Raw genomic sequence first — 17704 nt, 5'->3', positions numbered from 1 at the left:
GCATGGTCACTATGGCGAAGAAGAAGCCAAGCACGAGCCCGCATCAGTCATTACCAACGCAGAGGGCATCACGGAGTGTCGTTGCAGTACTAGGCCCCGCCGCTCGACGGAGGAACGCGCGGCACCGGGCCGGGTTTCGTCCGCGCTCCGGCGGCAACCCGAGTGCTATGTCGCCTAGATATCGCAACGGTACGAACTCGGCCGGCACGGTCATCGCGATCGTCGCCGACGTCATGGCCGGCATCCTGGGCCTGTGGATCCTGATGTACCTGCTGAACGCCAACCGGGCGAACGACTTCGTGCAGTTCGTGCACGACGCCGCCCGCTGGCTGGCGGGCTGGTCGTACGACCTGTTCACGTTCGACGCGGCGTGGGCACGGGTGGTGGCCGGCTACGGCCTGGCCGCGGTCGTCTACCTGTTCGTGGGCCACGCCATCGCCAACCGCGCCCAGCGGCACTGACCGCGCCGCGCCCGGGGCGCCGACCCCGCCGGCGGCCGGGCGGGGCCCCGGGAGCGGGGCGGCACCGGAGGCCGGGCGGCCGCGGAGGCCGGTCGGCCGCGGGCTCAGTCGCAGCAGTCGGGGTCCAGGCCGGCCGGCAGGCGGTCGCCGCCGAACACCGTGCAGGTCGCCTCGTGGCCGCCCAGGGCGGCGACCGCGAGGAGCAGCGAACCCGCGGTCCAGGTGGTCAGCTCCTGGGGCCAGATCGCCTCGTCCTCGAAGACGTACCCCGTCCAGTACAGACCGCTGTCCGCGTCCCGCAGGTGCTGGATCGCCTTGAGCACCTCCAGCGCCCGGTCCGACTCGCCCATCGCCCACAGCGTCAGGGCGAGTTCGGCCGACTCGCCGCCGGTCACCCAGGGGTTGGGCACGACGCAGCGCACCCCGAGGCCGGGGACCACGAAACGGTCCCAGCCCTCCTCGATACGGGACTTGGCCTCCGCGCCGGTCAACGCGCCGCCCAGCACCGGGTAGTACCAGTCCATCGAGTAGCGGTCCTTGTCGAGGAACCGCTCCGGGTGGCGGCGGATCGCGTGACGCAGCGCGCCGGCCGCCAACTCCCAGTCGGGCTGCGCCTCTTCCCGCTGCTCGGCGATGGCCAGGGCGCAGCGCAGGGCGTGGTGGACGGAGGAACAGCCGGTCAGCAGGGCGTCCGTGACGGCCGTGCCGTCGTCCTCGCGCTTCCAGCCGATCTGCCCGCCGGGCTGCTGCAGCCGGAGCACGTACTCGACCGCCGCGTACACGTGCGGCCACATGCGGTCCAGGAAGGTGTCGTCGCCGGTCGACAGGTAGTGGTGCCACACGCCGACCGCGATGTAGGCGACGAAGTTCGTCTCCCGGCCGCGGTCGGTGACGTCGGCGAAGTCGCCGTCCGCGTAGGCCGCGTACCAGGAGCCGTCCTCGTTCTGGTGCCGGGCGAGCCACTCGTAGGCCCGCTCGGCGGCCTCGTGCTCGCCCGCCGCGTCCAGCGCCATCGCGGCCTCGGTGTGGTCCCACGGGTCGAGGTGGTGGCCCCTGAACCACGGGATCGCCCCGTCCTCCCGCTGCTCGGCGAGGATGCCGCGGACGGTCGCGGCGGCCTGCTCGGCGGTGAGGACCCCGGGCAGGACGAGGTGTTCCGTCCGGGGTGTGGTCACTTGGCGTCCACCCGGGGCAGGTGGGGCTTGGTCGCGTACGCCACGAAGCTCTTGCCGATCAGCGGGTTCAGCGCCTGCTCGGCGACCCGGGTGGCCAGCGGCTTCTTCATGATGTCCCAGACCAGCAGCTTGTGGTACGCCCGCACCGGCAGCGCCTTGTCGTTGTCGACGCCGAACGCGCACTTCAGCCACCAGTACGGCGAGTGCAGCGCGTGCGCGTGGTGCGTGCCGTACGGCTTCAGGCCGGCCTCGCGGATCTTCGCGAGGAGCTCGTCGGCCTTGTAGATGCGGATGTGGCCGCCCTCGACCTCGTGGTAGGCGTCCGACAGCGTCCAGCAGACCTTCTCGGGGCCGTAGCGCGGCACGGTGATCGCGATCCGGCCGCCGGGCTTGAGCACCCGCACCATCTCGGCGAGCACGCCCTTGTCGTCCGGGATGTGCTCCATCACCTCGGAGATGATCACGACGTCGAAGGACTCGTCGGGGAAGGGCAGCGCCAGGGCGTCGCCCTCCATGGCGGTCGCGGTGGCGCCCTCCGGGGCCTCGCCCGCCTCCTTCATCGCCGCGAACCACTTCGCGACCTCGCGGATCTCCTCGCCGTTCTGGTCGAGCGCCACGACCTGCGCGCCGCGCCGGTAGCACTCGAACGCGTGCCGGCCGGCGCCGCAGCCGAGGTCCAGGACGCGGTCGCCCGGGGCGAGCGGGAACCGGGAGAAGTCGACGGTCAGCACGTGGCCCTGCTTTCGCGGTTGGTATCGACGTCGGTCATGGGTGCGGCGGCTTCCGGCTGGGCGGCGGCCGCACCCGCTGTCGCCGGGGCGGCCGGTTCCGTCCTCGCCGGGGCGGCCGGTTCCGTCCTCGCCGGGGCGGCCGGTTCCGTCCTCGCCGGGGCGGCCGGTTCCGTCCTCGCCGGGGCGGCCGTTCCGGCTTGCGCCTCGGCGCCCGCTTCTGCGGTGGCGGCGGCAGCGTCCACGGCGCCCGCTCGGCCGCTCGCCGCCGCAGAGCGGCGGGGGGCGGCCGCGGTGGCGGCGGTGGCGGGAACGGCGGAGCGGGCGATCGCCTCGCGGTACCGGGCCACCGTGCCCTCGGCGGCGCGGGCCCACGTAAAGCGCCGCAGCACCCGCTCGCGCCCGGCGCGGCCCAGCCGCACCCGCAGCTCCGGGTCGCCGAGCAGCCGGCTCAGTCCCGCCGCCAGCGCCCCGGAGTCGCCGGGCGGCACGGCCAGGCAGGTCTCGCCGTCACGGCCGGCCACCTCCGGGATCGCCCCGCCGGTCGTCGCGACCAGCGGCGTCCCGGTGGCCATGGCCTCGGCCGCCGGCAGCGAGAACCCCTCGTACAGGGACGGCACGCACGCGACCTCGGCGGAGCGCACCAGGTCGACCAGTTCGGCGTCCGAGATGCCCTTGACGAACTCGACGGCGCCCTCGAGGCCGTAGCGCTCGACCGCCTGCGCGACCGGGCCCTCCGCAGGCCGCTTGCCGACGACGACGAGGTGGGCCGCCGGGTGCTCGGTGCGCACCTTGGCGAGCGCCTCGACCAGGAAGACCAGTCCCTTGAGCGGCACGTCCGCACTGGACGTCGTCACGATCCGGCCCGGCACCACGGGCACCGACGGGTCGGGCGAGAACAGGTCGGTGTCGGCGCCGATGTGGACGACGTGGACGCGGTCGTCGCGCACGCCGAGGTGGTCGACGATCTCCTGGCGCGAGGTGCCGGAGACGGTGAGCACGGACGGCAGCCGGCGCGCGACGCGCTTCTGCATGCGGGTGAAGGCGTACCAGCGGCGCACGGCGTACCTGCGCTGCCACCCCTCGGCCGCGTCCAGCTCCAACTGCCGGTCGACGGTGATGGGGTGGTGGATGGTGGTGACCAGGGGCGCGCCGATGTCCCCCAACAGGCCGTAGCCGAGGGTCTGGTTGTCGTGCACGACATCGAACTCGCCGCGCCGGGCGCGCAGATGGCGGCGGGCGCGCAGGGAGAAGGTCAGCGGCTCGGGGAAGCCGCCGGTCCACATGGTGGCGACCTCCAGCGCGTCGATCCAGTCGCGGTACTCGTCGCGCTTCGGGGTGCGGAAGGGGTCCGGCTGACGGTAGAGGTCGAGACTCGGCAGCTCGGTCAGGGACAGCCGGCCGTCATGGTCCTCGGCATCGTCCAGAACGGGGTACGGTTGCGAGCCGATGACCTCGACCCGGTGGCCGAGGCGGGCCAGTTCGCGCGACAGGTGCCGTACGTAGACGCCCTGGCCGCCGCAGAACGGGTTCCCTTTGTAGGTGAGGAGCGCGATGTCGAGCGGTCGCTCGCCGTCTGCGGCACGGTCCCCCCGAGGGCCCGCCTGACTGGCCTCAGCGGTCACTCTGGGCCCCCTTCTGGCTGCACTGTCCCGCGAGATTACGCCGGGACGCTAATCTAGAACAAGTTTCAGACTTGATCGTCCAGGAGGCTCTGAATCTACCGGCAGGTAGGGGTGCTGTGACCAGTGGATCAGGTGATTCGCGCCACGGCCGACGCCCTGTCATGCTCGGTCCGATCACCTGCCCTCACCGAATGTCACGGAACGGTGCCCATGTCCGCGGAAGCCAAGGTGTCCAAGGTGTCCAAGGCGGAAGCCACTGCCGCGCGGCCGGCCTCCGCCCGGCCGGCGGCGGCGCCGCTCACCGAGCGCCAGGAGGCGCGGCGCCGCCGCATCCTGCACGCGAGCGCCCAGTTGGCCAGCCGGGGCGGTTTCGACGCGGTGCAGATGCGGGAGGTCGCCGAGTCCTCGCAGGTGGCGCTGGGCACCCTGTACCGCTACTTCCCGTCCAAGGTGCACCTGCTGGTGGCCACGATGCAGGACCAGTTGGAGCACATGCACGGCACGCTGCGGAAGAAGCCGCCGCAGGGCGAGACGGCGGCGGAGCGGGTGGCGGAGACCCTGATGCGGGCCTTCCGGGCGCTGCAGCGCGAGCCGCACCTGGCCGACGCGATGGTCCGCGCGCTCACCTTCGCCGACCGCAGCGTCTCGCCGGAGGTCGACCAGGTCTCCCGTCAGACGACGGTGATCATCCTGGACGCGATGGGCCTGGACAGCCCGACCCCCGAGCAGCTCTCCGCGGTCCGTGTCATCGAACACACCTGGCACTCGGCCCTGATCACCTGGCTCTCGGGCCGCGCCTCCATCGCCCAGGTGAAGATCGACATCGAGACGGTGTGCCGCCTGATCGACCTGACGGAGGTCAGGGAGACGGACTAGCCGCGCTGTCCTGGGATCCTGTGCAGCCCCTGCCGGTTCCCTCGAAGATCACTCCCTTGAAGTCCTTGGCCCGGTCCCGCTGTCCGGGCGGCAGTCCGGCTGCGATGGTCTCGGCGGAGGCCACGCCGAACAGGGCCGAGATCGACCAGCCCTTTCGCAGCAGAACCCAGCCGACTCCGGCTTCGTCCTCGATGGGCCCGTTCGCCTTCCAGCCACGGTCCTCCAGCACGGCGACGGCCCGCGCGGCGGCGGCCCGGGCCGGCGGGGCGGATGTCAGGATCCGGCCGAACACCTGGCACGGACCCCAGCGGTTGAGCTCGCGCCGCACGTCGAGGAACTCCGGCTGTCCGAACCCCCCGGCCACGGCGGCGGCCCGGATGTCCGCCCGCACGGCGCGCGTGGTCGGCGTCCTCTCGTCCGCGGCGGCCACGCCGCCTCCGTGGCCGTCCGCGGCGGCCCGGGACGCGCCGCTCGCCACCGCCCGCCCGGACGCGCCGCCCCCGCATCCCGCCAGTGCCAGGGCCGCCAGAACCGCGGCCAGGACGGCCCCCACTCGCCGCATTCGCTCCTCCGCCCCCATGGATCACTCGCAGACGAGGCGGAGTCTCGCACGGAAAGGCCCCGCGCCCCTACTCCTCCGGAGGGAACACCGGCTCCCCGTTCCCGCTCCCCAGCAGGGTGATCACGATCGCCTCCACCGGGCAGTTCTCCGCCGCCGCCAGCACCTGCTCGTCGGCGTCCGTCTCCGGCTCGACGGGGTGGGACTGGCGGCCCGCGTCGAGGCGGAAGCCGTCCGGGGCGTGGTGGACGCACTGGGCGGAGCCGATGCACAGGGAGCGGTCGACGTCGACGTGCCAGCGGTCGCCCATGCCTCCTCACGCCTCCCAGCCGGCCGGCAGGTGGATCATCTTGTGTTCGAGGTACTCGCCGTAGCCCTCGGGCCCGAACTCCCGCCCCAGACCGGAGTTCTTGTAGCCGCCGAACGGGCCGAGCATGTCCAGGCTGAAGGTGTTGACGGAGTACGTGCCGGTACGGACCTGCCGGGCGACCTCGATGCCGTGGGCCACGTCCGCCGTCCAGACGCTGCCGCTCAGCCCGTAGTCCGAGTCGTTCGCGATCTTCAGGGCCTCGGCCTCGTCGCCGTAGGGCAGCAGGCAGATGACCGGGCCGAAGATCTCCTCGCGGGCGATCCGCATGGAGTTGTCGACGTCGCCGAAGAGCGTCGGCTCGACGTACCAGCCGCGGTCCAGGCCCGCCGGGCGGCCGCCGCCGGTGAGGACCTTGGCGCCCTCCTCCTGGCCGATGCGGATGTAGTCGAGGTTGCGCTGCTGCTGGCGCCGGGCCACCAGTGGGCCGACCTGGGTCGCCGGGTCCAGCGGGTCGCCGACCACGAGCGCGCTCGCCGCGGCGGCGAAGGCGTCGGCGAACTCGTCGTAGCGGGCACGCGGTACGAGGATGCGGGTCTGGGCCACGCACGCCTGGCCGTTGTTCATCCAGGCCGCCGGGACGATGCCCGCGACGGACGTCTCCAGGTCCGCGTCCGGCAGGACGACCGCCGCCGACTTGCCGCCCAGTTCCAGGGTCACCCGGGTCAGGTTGCGCGAGGCCACCTCCATCACGCGCCGGCCGGCCGCGACGGAGCCGGTGAAAGACACCTTGTCGACGCCCGGGTGCCCGACCAGGTACTCGCTGACCTCGCGGTCGGCCGGCAGGATCGACAGCACGCCCTCCGGCAGCCCGGCCTCGCGGGTGATGTCGGCGAGGAGGTAGGCGTCCAGCGGCGACTCGGGCGACGGCTTGAGCAGCACCGTGCAGCCGGTGAGCAGGGCGGGCGCGAGCTTGGCGGCGGCCACGAACTGCGGGACGTTCCACGGCACCACGGCCGCCACCACCCCGACCGGCTCGCGGCGCACCAGGATCTTCCCCAGCACGCCGTCGCGCGTCTCCTCGTACCGGAAGTCCCGGGCGACCGTGATCGCCGCGTCCCACACCATCATCGCGCCGAGCGCCTGCGCGAGGACGCTCCAGGAGTACGGCGAGCCGTTCTCGGACGAGATCACGCGGGCGATCTCCTCGTGCCGCGCCGCGATCCCGTCCTTGATGCGGGTGACCACCGCGATCCGCTCGTCGAGGGTCGTCCGGGGCCAGGGGCCCTCGTCGAACGCCGTCCGCGCCACCGCGACCGCCCGGTCCACGTCCGCCGCCGAGGCGTGCGGCACCCGTCCGAGGACCTCCTCCGTGTGCGGCGAGATCACCTCGATGACGTCCTCGCCCAGGGGATCGGTCAACTCCCCGCCGATGAACAGCTGTCCGTGTTCCACGAGCTCGGTCATGACCGACTGCCTCCTACGGGGTCGGGCCGGTACGTTTCTGACGCGTAATCAGGAACCGCTCCAGGAACTGATACCAGTTCTAGTTATAGTGGGCAATGGCTTCGCAGCGGGGTCAGTCGGCGAGCGACCAGGACGGGGCGGCCCATGGCGCAGGTGCACGACCACGGCGGCGGCGTACGGTCCGTCGAGGTCCCCATCCCGGACAACCCCCTCGGGTACACGCTCGTGTACGTCGTGGACACCGACCGCGGCCCGGTGCTGGTCGACACCGGCTGGGACGATCCCGGCTCCTGGGACACCCTCGCCGAGGGCCTGACGGCGTGCGGCACGGCCGTGGGCGAGATCCACGGGGTGGTCATCACCCACCACCACCCCGACCACCACGGCCTGTCCGGCCGGGTGCGGGAGGCGTCCGGCGGGTGGATCGCCATGCACACCGCGGACACCGCCGTCGTACGGCGCACCCGCGACACCCGGCCGGGCCGCTGGTTCGCCTGCATGGCGGCCAAACTCACCGCGGCCGGCGCCCCCGAGGACCACGTCGCGCCCCTGCGCGCCGCCGTCCCCCGCACCACCCTCCCGGGCTTCTCCCCCGCCCTGCCGGACCGCGAGATCGTCCCCGGCGAACTCCTCGACCTGCCCGGCCGCCGACTGCGCGCGATCTGGACGCCGGGGCACACCCCCGGCCACGTCTGCCTGCACCTGGAGGAGGAGCACCCGGCCCGACTGCCGGGCCTCGGACGCCTGTTCTCCGGCGACCACCTGCTCCCGGAGATCACCCCGCACATCGGCCTGTACGAGGACCCCGATGACGCCACTGTCACCGACCCCCTCGGCGACTACCTCGACTCCCTCGAACGCGTCGGCCGGCTCACACCCGCCGAGGTGCTCCCGGCCCACCAGCACGCCTTCACCGACTCCCCCGCCCGCGTACGGGAGTTGCTGGCGCACCACGAGGAACGGCTCGCCGGTCTGCACGCCCTCCTGGCCGAACCGCTCACGCCCTGGCAGCTCGCCGAGCGCATGGAGTGGAACCGGCCCTGGGACGAGATTCCCCACGCATCGAGGAACATCGCGGTCTCGGAGGCCGAGGCCCACCTGCGGCGGCTGGTGAAGCTGGGCCGGGCGGAAGCGGTGGCGGGGAGCGACCCGGTGGCGTACGTGGCCGTGGGGCACGTATGAATACGCGCCCAGGGAGCCCAGGAGCCCACGGAGCCGATGAAGACCATGGAGACCATGGAGACCATGGAGAGACCGGGCCGGGGTGACGGGTGCCACTCACGGCCGCCGCTCAGGGCGTTTCTACGGGCCGGTACAGTAGCCAGGTCGTCATCACACCCGTACGGGGGGAAGCCGGTGCAATTCCGGCGCTGACCCGCAACCGTGAACCGCTCGCCGAGGGCGGTCAGCCGGACTGCCCCGTACGGTCGTGACCGGCTCAGGTGCGTCGGCGGTCCGCCGGCGCACGGCACCGTCGAGGCATACGGAGCCGAGCCGCCCGGGGTGTCCCGTGCTGCCCGCTCCCATAGGGGAAGGCACCCGCCGAGCATGAACGTCGTCCGCCGCACCGCCGCGGCCCTGGCCGCCACCGCCGTGATCGGCACGGCCGCGCCCGCCGTCGCCGCGACCTCGTCGCCGTCCCCGTCGGCGGCGATACCCGACGGCCTGTACGGCTCCTCCGACCCGAAGTACGACGGCGTCTGGCGCCAGTCGCTGGCGCTGCTCGCGCAGGACACCGTGGGCGTGCGCCCGGCGGCGAAGGCGGTGGACTGGCTGGTCGGCCAGCAGTGCGCGAACGGCGCCTTCGCGCCGTTCCGCGCGGATGGAGCCAAGGCCTGCGACGCCAAGGTCGTGGTCGACACCAACAGCACGGCCGCCGCCGTCCAGGCCCTCGCCGCCCTCGGCGGCCACGACGCCGCCACCGGCAAGGCCGTCGGCTGGCTGAAGTCCGTACAGAACAAGGACGGCGGCTGGGGCTACGCGCCGGGCGGGGCGAGCGACGCCAACTCGACGTCCGTCGTCATCGGCGCCCTCGCCGCCGTGGGCGAGCAGCCCGCGCGGGTCACCAAGGGCGGCAAGTCCCCCTACGACGCCCTGCTGAAGCTCGCCCTCCCGTGCGACGCGAAGGACGCGGGCGCCTTCGCCTACCAGCCGGACAAGAAGGGCACGCTCGCCGCCAACGCGGACGCGACGGCCGCGGCGGTGGTGGGCGCGCTCGGCAAGGGGCTGGCCGGGGCCGCCGCGAAGCCGACGGGCGCCGCCCCGGCCTGCGCCGACGCGAGCGATGCCGGACAGGCCGCGCGCAACGCCGCCGCGTACCTGATCAAGGCCCTGGCGAAGGGCCACCACCTGACCTCGGCCATGCCCGGCGCCAAGCCCCAGCCCGACTACGGCAACACCGCCGACGCCGTCCTCGCGCTCGCCACCGCGGGTCAGGGCGACCGGGCGGCCGGCGCCGTGCGCTGGCTGGAGGCGAACTCGGCGCAGTGGGCCCGGGCCGGCGGACCGGCCGCCTACGCGGAGCTGATCCTCGCCGCGAACGCCGCGCGCGCCGACGTGCGCGACTTCGGCGGCCAGGACCTGGTCGGGCTGCTGAACGCCACCGGCCCCGAGCCGGCGTCCGTCCCGGCCTCCGCCACCGCATCCGCCTCGGCCTCCGCCTCCGCCTCCGCCAAGGCCCACTCGGCCGAGGCCGGCAAGAAGGACGACTCCGGCTTCGGCGTCTGGTGGATCGTCGGCGTGTTCCTCGTCGCCGGCATCGGCGTCGGTTTCCTGCGCAGTGGCCGCAACAAGGGGCGACAGCCGTGACACGCCGCCTCGCCGTCCTGCTGACCACCGTGCTGCTGGCCCTGGCCGTCACCGGCCAGGCCCGGGCCACCGGCTACCGCTACTGGTCCTTCTGGGATGCGGAAGCCGGCCGGTGGACCTACGCCACCCAGGGCCCCGCCACCGCCCGCCCCTCCGACGGCGACGTCCAGGGCTTCCGCTTCTCGGTGAGCGAGGACTCCGGCGACGCGGCGAAGCCGCGCGGGACCGCCTCCTTCTCGGTGATCTGCGCGCGGACTCCGGCGCGGGAGGGCGAGAAGCGGGTGGCCCTCGTCATCGACTTCGGCACCGCGGCCGACGCCCCGTCCGGCGAGACGCCGCCGGCCGGCCGTACCGCGTGCGCGCGGGTACCGGCCGACGCCAGCACGGCGGACGCCCTGGCGGCGGTGGCGAAGCCGCTGCGCTACGACACCAACGCCCTGTTGTGCGCGATCGCCGGGTATCCGCACAAGGGGTGCGGCGAGCAGGTCGCCGACGCGAAGAAGCCGGCGGCCGGGACAGAGACGAACGAAATGAACGAGGCGGACGGGGCCGACGGGGCGGACGGGGCGGACGGGGCGGACGGCGGCGGCCCGTCGGTGGGGCCGTTCGCCGGTGCGGGAGCGGTCGCCCTGCTGGGCGCGGCGGCGGTGTGGCAGACCCGGCGACGCAGGCATGGCGGGTAAGCCCTCGCTGCACCCGGGCGCCTGGTGGCTGTGGTCGCTCGGTCTGGGCACCGCGGCCACCCGCACCACCAACCCCCTGCTGCTCGCCCTGCTCGTCGCGACGTCCGCCTACGTCGTCGCCGTCTGCCGCACCGGGGCCCCCTGGGCGCGCTCCTACTCCGCGTTCGTCAAGCTCGCGCTCGCCGTCCTCGCCGTCCGGCTGTTCTTCGCGGTCGCCCTCGGCTCCCCGATCCCCGGCACGCACGTGATCGTCGCCCTCCCCGAAGTCCCCCTGCCGCACTGGGCGCAGGGCGTCCGCCTGGGCGGCGAGGTCACCGCCGAGTCACTCGTCTTCGCCTGCTACGACGGCCTGAAACTGGCCGCGCTGCTGATCTGCGTGGGCGCCGCGAACGCCCTCGCCAACCCGTCCCGTCTGCTGAAGTCCCTCCCGGGCGCCCTGTACGAGACGGGCGTCGCGGTGGTCGTCGCCCTGACCTTCGCGCCGAACCTCATCGCCGACATCCAGCGGCTGCGCGCCGCCCGCCGGCTGCGCGGCCGTCCCGACAGCGGTGTCCGCGGCCTGCTGCACGTCGGACTGCCGGTGCTGGAGGGCGCGTTGGAGCGGTCCGTCGCGCTGGCCGCCGCGATGGACGCCCGCGGCTACGGCCGTACCGCCGAGGTCGCGCCCGCCGTGCGCCGCACCACCGCCGCCCTCACCCTCGGCGGCCTGCTCGGCGTCTGCGCGGGAACGTACGGGCTGCTCACCGCCGTGGGCGGCGCCTACGGGCTGCCGCTGCTGCTCGCCGGGGTGGCCGCGGCCCTGGCCGGACTGCGCCTCGGCGGCCGCCGCAGCCCGCGCACGCGGTACCGCCCGGACCGCTGGGACGTCCGCGCCTGGCTGGTCGCGGGCTCCGGCGCCGCGGTCGCCGCGCTGCTCGCCCTCGCCGCCGCCGGCGACCCGGAGGCGCTGCACCCCGGCGTCGTCCCGCTGGTCGCCCCCGCCCTGCCGCTGTGGCCCGCGGCGGCCGTACTGCTCGGCCTGCTGCCGTCCTTCATCGCCCCCAAGGAGCCGTCGTCCCCGAGGGGTCGTCGTGATCAAGAAGCCGTCGTGACCGAGGAGTCGCCGTGATCGAGGAGCCGTCGTGACCGAGGAGTCGCCGTGATCCGCTTCGAGGACGTCTCCGTGACGTACGACGGCGCGGCCGAACCCACCGTCCGGGGTGTGGACTTCGAGGTCCCGGAGGGCGAACTGGTGCTGCTGGTCGGCCCGTCGGGGGTCGGCAAGTCCACGGTCCTCGGCACGGTCAGCGGCCTGGTGCCGCACTTCACGGGCGGCACGCTGCGCGGCCGCGTCACGGTCGCGGGCCGCGACACCCGCACCCACAAGCCGCGCGAACTCGCTGACGTGGTGGGCACGGTGGGGCAGGATCCGCTCTCGCACTTCGTCACCGACACCGTGGAGGACGAACTCGCCTACGGTATGGAGTCGTTGGGCCTCCCGCCCGCCGTGATGCGGCGCCGTGTGGAGGAGACCCTCGACCTGCTCGGCCTGGCCGGCCTCCGCGACCGTCCGATCGCCACCCTCTCCGGCGGCCAGCAGCAGCGCGTCGCCATCGGCTCGGTCCTCACCCCGCACCCCGAGGTCCTCGTCCTCGACGAACCGACCTCGGCCCTCGATCCGGCGGCCGCGGAAGAGGTCCTCGCGGTCCTGCAACGCCTCGTGCACGACCTCGGCACCACAGTCCTGATGGCGGAACACCGCCTGGAGCGCGTCATCCAGTACGCCGACCAGGTCGTCCTCCTCCCCGCCCCCGCGGCGCCCCCGGTCCTCGGCGACCCGGCCGAGATGATGGCCGTGTCGCCGGTGTGTCCGCCGGTGGTGGACCTGGGGCGGCTGGCCGGCTGGTCCCCGCTGCCGCTGACGGTGCGGGACGCGCGGCGCCGGGCCGGCGACCTCCGGGAGCGGCTGTCACGACGGGCGCGGCCCGGGGTCACCCCGCAGGCGCCGGCGAGCGTGCCGCCCCCTCGCCCCGCCCCCGCCGGCCGGTGGCGGCCGCCCTTCCGCAGGCACCGCGCCCCCGTGGTCGCCGCGCCCACCGTCGCCGAGGTCCGCTCCCTGTCCGTCCGCCGGGCCCGGGTGGACGCCCTCCGCCGGATCGACCTCACCATCACCCCCGGCGAGACCGTCGCCCTCATGGGCCGCAACGGCGCCGGCAAGTCCACCCTGCTCGGCGCCCTCGTCGGCCTCGTCGCCCCGACCACCGGCTCGGTCCTGACCGGCGGCGTGACCCCGCACCGCACACCCCCCGCCGACCTGGTGCGCCGTGTCGGCCTGGTCCCGCAGGAACCCCGTGACCTGCTGTACGCCGACACGGTCGGGGCCGAGTGCGCCGCCGCCGACCGCGACGCCCACGCCGACCCCGGCACCTGCCGCGCCCTGGTCTCCGAGCTCCTCCCCGGCATACCCGACGACACCCACCCACGCGACCTCTCGGAGGGCCAGCGCCTCACGCTCGCGCTCGCCGTCGTCCTGACCGCGCGCCCGCCCCTGCTCCTGCTCGACGAGCCGACCCGGGGCCTGGACTACGCGGCCAAGGCCCGCCTCGTGACCCTGCTGCGCTCCCTCGCCGCCGAGGGCCACGCGATCGTCCTCGCCACGCACGACGTCGAACTCGCCGCCGAACTCGCCCACCGGGTGGTCCTGCTCGCCGAGGGCGAGGTGATCGCGGACGGCCCGACCGCGGAGGTCGTCGTCTCCTCCCCTTCCTTCGCCCCGCAGGTCACCAAGATCCTCGCCCCGCAGGAGTGGCTGACGGTCGCCCAGGTCCGGGAGGCACTGGGATGACCGGACAAGCCAGAGCGGTCCGCCTCGGCCCCCGCTCGGTCGCCGCCCTCATCCTGGTCAGCGCCGTGGGGGTGGCCGGCTTCGGCTGGCCCTTCCTCGCCCCGCCTTCCTCGCAGCTCAGCGCCCACGCGCAGGACGCGCCCTGGCTCTTCGCCGGGCTGCTGGTGCTGCTGGTCGCCGTCGTCGCCGCGACGATCGCCGAATCCGGGCTGGGCCCGAAGGCCGTCGCCATGCTCGGGGTGCTCGCGGCGGCCGGCGCCGCCCTGCGTCCGATCGGCGCCGGAACCGCCGGTATCGAGCCGATGTTCTTCCTGATGGTGCTCAGCGGCCGGGTGCTGGGTCCCGGGTTCGGTTTCACCCTCGGCTCGCTCACCATGTTCGCGTCGGCGCTGCTCACCGGCGGGGTGGGCCCGTGGATGCCGTTCCAGATGCTGGCGATGGGCTGGTTCACCATGGGCGCGGGCCTGCTGCCGGGCCCGGACCGGCTGCGCGGCCGCGCCGAGACCGGCCTCCTCGCCGGCTACGGCTTCCTCGCCGCGTTCGCCTACGGCACGATCATGAACCTCGCCGGCTGGCCCTTCATGGGCGCGCTCGCCTCGGGCATCGCCTTCGATCCGCACGCGGCCGTCCCCGCCAACCTGGCCCGCTTCGTCGCCTACTGTGCGGCCACGTCCCTGGGCTGGGACATGGGCCGGGCCGTGGTCACCGTGGTGCTGACGCTCACGCTGGGCCCGGCCGTGCTCAGGGCACTGCGCAGAGCCACCCGCCGGGCCGCGTTCGAGACCGCGGTCACCTTCGAGGCCCCGTCAAGCGGTGAACCGCCCCACATGACCCACATCACCCACTAACCGCCCCACCGCCGCCTGGGCCTTCTGGCAGGCCGACGGCTGGTACTGACCCGGGCAGCCACGACGCCGCCGCAGGTGGACCCGGGTGCACCGCGTCCGGCCGGCCGGGGCCGGGGCGGCGGCCCGGGACCGGAACGACCGAAGCCACCGGAGCCACCGGAGCCACCGGAGCCACCGGAGCCACCGGAGCCACCGGAGCCACCGGATACGGGCTACTGGCTACGCCCGCTGCGTGACGCCGCCCTCCTTCGCCGCCCTGCGGGATCTCCACTCCTTGCGGAACAAGTGGGCGCGCAGGACGGCGATCGCCAGGAACAGCAGGCCGAAGCCGCCCCTGGCCAGGCCTCCCACCATGACGAACCAGTAGAGGGCCAGGCCGGCGAAGCCGAGGCAGACGGCGACCATGACGGGTTCGCGGATGGAGAAGGGCAGGGCGCGGAGGATCACCTTGATCAGCACCGGCCAAGTTGATCAGTTCGCGTCAACCCTGCCAAGTCGTTTTCACAGCCGCTGGAGGATCGTCCCGGTGGCCAGGCCGCCGCCGGCGCACATCGTCACCAGCGCGAACTCCTTGTCGGTGCGCTCCAGTTCATGGAGGGCGGTGGTGATCAGCCGGGCCCCGGTGGCGCCGACGGGGTGCCCGAGCGCGATCGCGCCGCCGTTGACGTTCACCTTCTCCAGGTCCTGTCCGAAGACCTGGGCCCAGCTCAGCACCACGGAGGCGAAGGCCTCGTTGATCTCGACGACGTCGATGTCCTTCAGCGACATGCCCGCCTTGCCGAGCACCGCGCGCGTCGCGTCGATGGGACCGTCGAGGTGGAAGTGCGGGTCGGCGCCCACGAGGGCCTGGGCCACGATCCGTGCCCGCGGCCGCAGCTTCAGCGCCCGGGCCATCCGTTTCGAGGCCCACATGATGGCCGCCGCGCCGTCGCTGATCTGCGACGAGTTGCCGGCCGTGTGGACGGCCGTGGGCATCACCGGCTTCAGGCGCGCCAGCGCCTCCATCGAGGTGTCGCGCAGCCCCTCGTCGCGGTCGACGAGGCGCCACATGCCCTGACCGGCCTGCTGCTCCTCCTCCGTGGTCGGGACCTGGACGGCGAACGTCTCCTTCTTGAACCGCTCCTCGGACCAGGCCGCGGCGGCCCGCTCCTGCGAGACCAGGCCGAGCAAGTCGACGTTCTCCCGCGTCAGGCCGCGACGGCGGGCGATCCGCTCCGCCGCCTCGAACTGGTTCGGCAGGTCGACGTTCCACTCGTCGGGGAACGGCTTGCCCGGCCCGTGCTTCGAGCCCGACCCCAGCGGCACCCGCGACATCGCCTCGACGCCGCACGAGATGCCGACGTCGATCACGCCCGTGGCGACCATGTTGGCCACCATGTGCGCCGCCTGCTGCGAGGACCCGCACTGGCAGTCGACCGTCGTCGCCGCGGTCTCGTAGGGCAGTCCCATGGCCAGCCACGCCGTGCGCGCGGGGTTCATGGACTGCTCGCCGGCGTGCGTGACGGTGCCGCCGACGATCTGCTCGACGCAGTCGGCGGGTATGCCGGTGCGGCCGAGGAGTTCACGGTAGGTCTCGCCCAGGAGGTAGGCGGGGTGCAGGTTGGCGAGCGCGCCACCGCGCCTGCCGATGGGGGTGCGTACGGCTTCGACGATCACGGGTTCCGCGGCCATGGGGGGTTGATCCTCTCCTCCGGTACCCGCGCGAGGGGGGCGTCCCGGCCCACCCGCCACGCAGAACTAGTACGTGTTCTAGTTCTAAGGGCAGTGTGCTGACGCCGCACGCGCCCTCGCAAGGGTCGTGCAGCGCCCGATGTCTTGATCTGCAGATCCGCACGGATCCCGCACGCAATTGACGGCGCCGCACCCCTTGCCAGTTGTAGAACCCGTTATTACCTTCACCGCAATTCCTGATGGACCGTCAGATGGCTGGAGTGAGTTGCCGATGCCCTGTCCAGCGCTCCCCGACGGGTTCGACTTCACCGACCCCGATGTGCTGCACCAGCGCGTGCCCCTGCCGGAGTTCGCGGAGCTGCGCCGGGCCGAACCGGTGCGCTGGATCCCCCAGCCGGACAACGTGGCCGGCTTCCGCGACGAGGGCTACTGGGCCGTCACCCGGCACGCCGACGTCAAGTACGTCTCCACTCACCCGGAGTTGTTCTCCTCCACCCTCAACACGGCGATCATCCGCTTCAACGAGCACATCGAGCGCGACGCGATCGACGCCCAGCGGCTCATTCTGCTGAACATGGACCCCCCGGAACACACCAGGGTGCGCCAGATCGTGCAGCGCGTCTTCACCCCGCGCGCCATCCGCGCCCTGCAGGACCGGCTGCGCGCCCGCGCCGACGCCATCGCACGCGCCGCCGTGGCCCACCCGGGCCCGTTCGACTTCGTCACCGAGGTCGCCTGCGAGCTGCCCCTGCAGGCGATCGCCGAGCTCATCGGCATCCCGCAGGACGACCGGGCCAAGATCTTCGACTGGTCCAACAAGATGATCGCCTACGACGATCCCGAGTACGCCATCACCGAGGAGGTCGGCGCCGAGTCGGCCACCGAACTCATCGCCTACGCCATGAACATGGCCGCCGACCGCAAGCAGTGCCCGGCGAGGGACATCGTGACGACGCTGGTGGCCGCGGAGGACGGGGGCACAGCCTCAGCTCCGACGAGTTCGGCTTCTTCGTGCTGATGCTGGCCGTGGCCGGAAACGAGACCACCCGCAACGCCATCACGCACGGCATGCACGCCTTCCTCACCCACCCGGACCAGTGGGAGCTGTACAAGCGCGAGCGCCCGGCGACGGCGGCGGAGGAGATCGTCCGGTGGGCGACCCCCGTCAACGCCTTCCAGCGCACCGCCACCCAGGACACCGAACTCGGCGGCAGGCGGATCAGGAAGGGCGACCGGGTGGGCCTCTTCTACGCCTCCGCCAACCACGACCCCGACGTCTTCGACGACCCCGGCAGCTTCGACATCACCCGCGACCCCAACCCGCACCTCGGCTTCGGCGGGGGCGGCCCGCACTACTGCCTCGGCAAGTCCCTGGCGGTCCTGGAGATCGACCTCATCTTCGACGCGATCGCCGACGCCCTGCCGACCCTCACCCTGGCCGGTGAGCCGCGCCGGCTACGCTCCTCCTGGATCAACGGCGTGAAGGAACTCCGCGTCGAAGCGGGCTGACCCGTCTCGGGCCGGCGGCATCCCGGCGCCGCCGGCCCGTCCGCGGGGGAGGCAGGAGCACACCTCGTCCCGACGCCCCGCCGCTGCCTCCCCCGGGGGGCCTCAGCCGCACGGTCCACCGCCGTACGGTCCGCCACCGCCGTCCGATCCGCCCCCGTCGCCG

The 17704-nt window shown here is 73.5% G+C and carries 16 protein-coding genes, 1 pseudogene and 1 riboswitch; of the genes and pseudogenes, 9 read left to right on the top strand and 8 right to left on the bottom strand.

What is annotated here, in order from left to right; all coding sequences use genetic code 11:
• The first annotated feature begins 167 nt into the window (after window positions 1–167).
• Entirely contained in the window at window positions 168–461 is a 294-nt protein-coding gene (locus tag ACH4ZX_RS35820) for a hypothetical protein (RefSeq protein WP_398282354.1), read from the top strand.
• A 104-nt stretch (window positions 462–565) separates the two neighbouring features.
• On the opposite strand, the gene ACH4ZX_RS35815 is transcribed toward ACH4ZX_RS35820, so the two are convergent.
• Genes ACH4ZX_RS35815 through ACH4ZX_RS35805 form a run of 3 tightly spaced genes read right to left on the bottom strand, consistent with a single transcriptional unit; the run spans window position 566 to window position 3989 of the window.
• A complete protein-coding gene (locus ACH4ZX_RS35815) occupies window positions 566–1636 on the bottom strand; it encodes a prenyltransferase/squalene oxidase repeat-containing protein (RefSeq protein WP_398282352.1) in 1071 nt (356 codons plus the stop codon).
• Entirely contained in the window at window positions 1633–2367 is a 735-nt protein-coding gene (locus ACH4ZX_RS35810; RefSeq protein WP_129800810.1) for a class I SAM-dependent methyltransferase, read from the bottom strand. Before ACH4ZX_RS35810 ends, ACH4ZX_RS35815 begins: the two co-directional genes overlap by 4 nt.
• The gene (locus ACH4ZX_RS35805) at window positions 2361–3989 is read right to left on the bottom strand and encodes a glycosyltransferase family 4 protein (protein WP_398282350.1); all 1629 of its coding nucleotides are present in this window, start codon (window positions 3987–3989) and stop codon (window positions 2361–2363) included. Before ACH4ZX_RS35805 ends, ACH4ZX_RS35810 begins: the two co-directional genes overlap by 7 nt.
• Window positions 3990–4199: 210 nt before the next feature.
• Between ACH4ZX_RS35805 and ACH4ZX_RS35800 the strand changes: the two genes are divergently transcribed.
• Window positions 4200–4865, top strand: a complete 666-nt coding sequence (locus ACH4ZX_RS35800) for a TetR family transcriptional regulator (protein WP_398282348.1) — start codon at window positions 4200–4202, stop codon at window positions 4863–4865.
• Here the strand turns inward: ACH4ZX_RS35800 and ACH4ZX_RS35795 are convergent.
• The 3 genes from ACH4ZX_RS35795 to ACH4ZX_RS35785 form a co-directional block, all read right to left on the bottom strand.
• Window positions 4849–5427, bottom strand: coding sequence for a hypothetical protein (locus ACH4ZX_RS35795; protein ID WP_398282346.1), 579 nt, complete (start codon window positions 5425–5427; stop codon window positions 4849–4851). The genes ACH4ZX_RS35800 and ACH4ZX_RS35795 overlap by 17 nt on opposite strands.
• A gap of 67 nt (window positions 5428–5494) precedes the next feature.
• Window positions 5495–5734, bottom strand: a complete 240-nt coding sequence (locus ACH4ZX_RS35790) for a ferredoxin (RefSeq protein ID WP_398282343.1) — start codon at window positions 5732–5734, stop codon at window positions 5495–5497.
• A 6-nt stretch (window positions 5735–5740) separates the two neighbouring features.
• Window positions 5741–7198 carry an aldehyde dehydrogenase gene (locus ACH4ZX_RS35785; RefSeq protein ID WP_398282340.1) on the bottom strand — a complete coding sequence of 486 codons (1458 nt, stop codon included), beginning with the start codon at window positions 7196–7198 and terminating at the stop codon, window positions 5741–5743.
• A 144-nt stretch (window positions 7199–7342) separates the two neighbouring features.
• Here ACH4ZX_RS35785 and ACH4ZX_RS35780 point away from each other — a divergent pair, with 144 nt between their 5' ends.
• The 6 genes from ACH4ZX_RS35780 (at window position 7343) to ACH4ZX_RS35755 (ending at window position 14361) form a co-directional block, all read left to right on the top strand.
• The gene (locus tag ACH4ZX_RS35780; protein ID WP_398282337.1) at window positions 7343–8380 is read left to right on the top strand and encodes an MBL fold metallo-hydrolase; all 1038 of its coding nucleotides are present in this window, start codon (window positions 7343–7345) and stop codon (window positions 8378–8380) included.
• A gap of 164 nt (window positions 8381–8544) precedes the next feature.
• Window positions 8545–8618, top strand: a riboswitch (cobalamin riboswitch).
• Window positions 8619–8746: 128 nt separating this feature from the next.
• Window positions 8747–10006, top strand: coding sequence for a prenyltransferase/squalene oxidase repeat-containing protein (locus ACH4ZX_RS35775; RefSeq protein WP_398282334.1), 1260 nt, complete (start codon window positions 8747–8749; stop codon window positions 10004–10006).
• Window positions 10003–10689: an SCO2322 family protein gene (locus ACH4ZX_RS35770; RefSeq protein WP_398282331.1), complete on the top strand. Its 687-nt coding sequence runs from the start codon at window positions 10003–10005 to the stop codon at window positions 10687–10689. The genes ACH4ZX_RS35775 and ACH4ZX_RS35770 overlap by 4 nt, the downstream gene beginning before the upstream one ends.
• Complete coding sequence (locus ACH4ZX_RS35765) at window positions 10679–11797, top strand: energy-coupling factor transporter transmembrane component T (protein ID WP_398282328.1); 1119 nt, start codon at window positions 10679–10681, stop codon at window positions 11795–11797. Before ACH4ZX_RS35770 ends, ACH4ZX_RS35765 begins: the two co-directional genes overlap by 11 nt.
• Before the next feature lie 30 nt (window positions 11798–11827).
• Window positions 11828–13513 (top strand): ABC transporter ATP-binding protein, encoded by a 1686-nt coding sequence (locus ACH4ZX_RS35760; RefSeq protein ID WP_398282325.1) that lies wholly within the window; start codon window positions 11828–11830, stop codon window positions 13511–13513.
• A complete protein-coding gene (locus tag ACH4ZX_RS35755; protein ID WP_398282322.1) occupies window positions 13510–14361 on the top strand; it encodes an ECF transporter S component in 852 nt (283 codons plus the stop codon). The genes ACH4ZX_RS35760 and ACH4ZX_RS35755 overlap by 4 nt, the downstream gene beginning before the upstream one ends.
• Window positions 14362–14580: 219 nt before the next feature.
• Here the strand turns inward: ACH4ZX_RS35755 and ACH4ZX_RS35750 are convergent, their stop codons facing one another.
• Complete coding sequence (locus ACH4ZX_RS35750) at window positions 14581–14820, bottom strand: hypothetical protein (RefSeq protein ID WP_398282319.1); 240 nt, start codon at window positions 14818–14820, stop codon at window positions 14581–14583.
• 42 nt (window positions 14821–14862) lie between these two features.
• Window positions 14863–16032: a steroid 3-ketoacyl-CoA thiolase gene (locus tag ACH4ZX_RS35745; RefSeq protein ID WP_398282316.1), complete on the bottom strand. Its 1170-nt coding sequence runs from the start codon at window positions 16030–16032 to the stop codon at window positions 14863–14865.
• A 271-nt stretch (window positions 16033–16303) separates the two neighbouring features.
• Between ACH4ZX_RS35745 and ACH4ZX_RS35740 the strand changes: the two are divergent.
• Window positions 16304–17541: pseudogene (locus ACH4ZX_RS35740) on the top strand (cytochrome P450).
• Window positions 17542–17704: the final 163 nt, after the last annotated feature.

Origin of the sequence: Streptomyces sp. NPDC020490 (assembly GCF_044335305.1) — a bacterium.
Lineage (GTDB): Bacteria > Actinomycetota > Actinomycetes > Streptomycetales > Streptomycetaceae > Streptomyces.
Note: the sequence above shows the minus strand (reverse complement) of the source record. Positions and strands in the feature narration are given on the sequence as shown.

Coding starts and splice junctions, on each gene's coding strand:
- ACH4ZX_RS35820 (WP_398282354.1), top strand. CDS start 168: ATGTCGCCTAGATATCGCAACGGTACGAACTCGGCCGGCACGGTCATC.
- ACH4ZX_RS35800 (WP_398282348.1), top strand. CDS start 4,200: ATGTCCGCGGAAGCCAAGGTGTCCAAGGTGTCCAAGGCGGAAGCCACT.
- ACH4ZX_RS35795 (WP_398282346.1), bottom strand. CDS start 5,427: ATGCGGCGAGTGGGGGCCGTCCTGGCCGCGGTTCTGGCGGCCCTGGCA.
- ACH4ZX_RS35790 (WP_398282343.1), bottom strand. CDS start 5,734: ATGGGCGACCGCTGGCACGTCGACGTCGACCGCTCCCTGTGCATCGGC.
- ACH4ZX_RS35785 (WP_398282340.1), bottom strand. CDS start 7,198: ATGACCGAGCTCGTGGAACACGGACAGCTGTTCATCGGCGGGGAGTTG.
- ACH4ZX_RS35780 (WP_398282337.1), top strand. CDS start 7,343: ATGGCGCAGGTGCACGACCACGGCGGCGGCGTACGGTCCGTCGAGGTC.
- ACH4ZX_RS35775 (WP_398282334.1), top strand. CDS start 8,747: ATGAACGTCGTCCGCCGCACCGCCGCGGCCCTGGCCGCCACCGCCGTG.
- ACH4ZX_RS35765 (WP_398282328.1), top strand. CDS start 10,679: ATGGCGGGTAAGCCCTCGCTGCACCCGGGCGCCTGGTGGCTGTGGTCG.
- ACH4ZX_RS35755 (WP_398282322.1), top strand. CDS start 13,510: ATGACCGGACAAGCCAGAGCGGTCCGCCTCGGCCCCCGCTCGGTCGCC.
- ACH4ZX_RS35745 (WP_398282316.1), bottom strand. CDS start 16,032: ATGGCCGCGGAACCCGTGATCGTCGAAGCCGTACGCACCCCCATCGGC.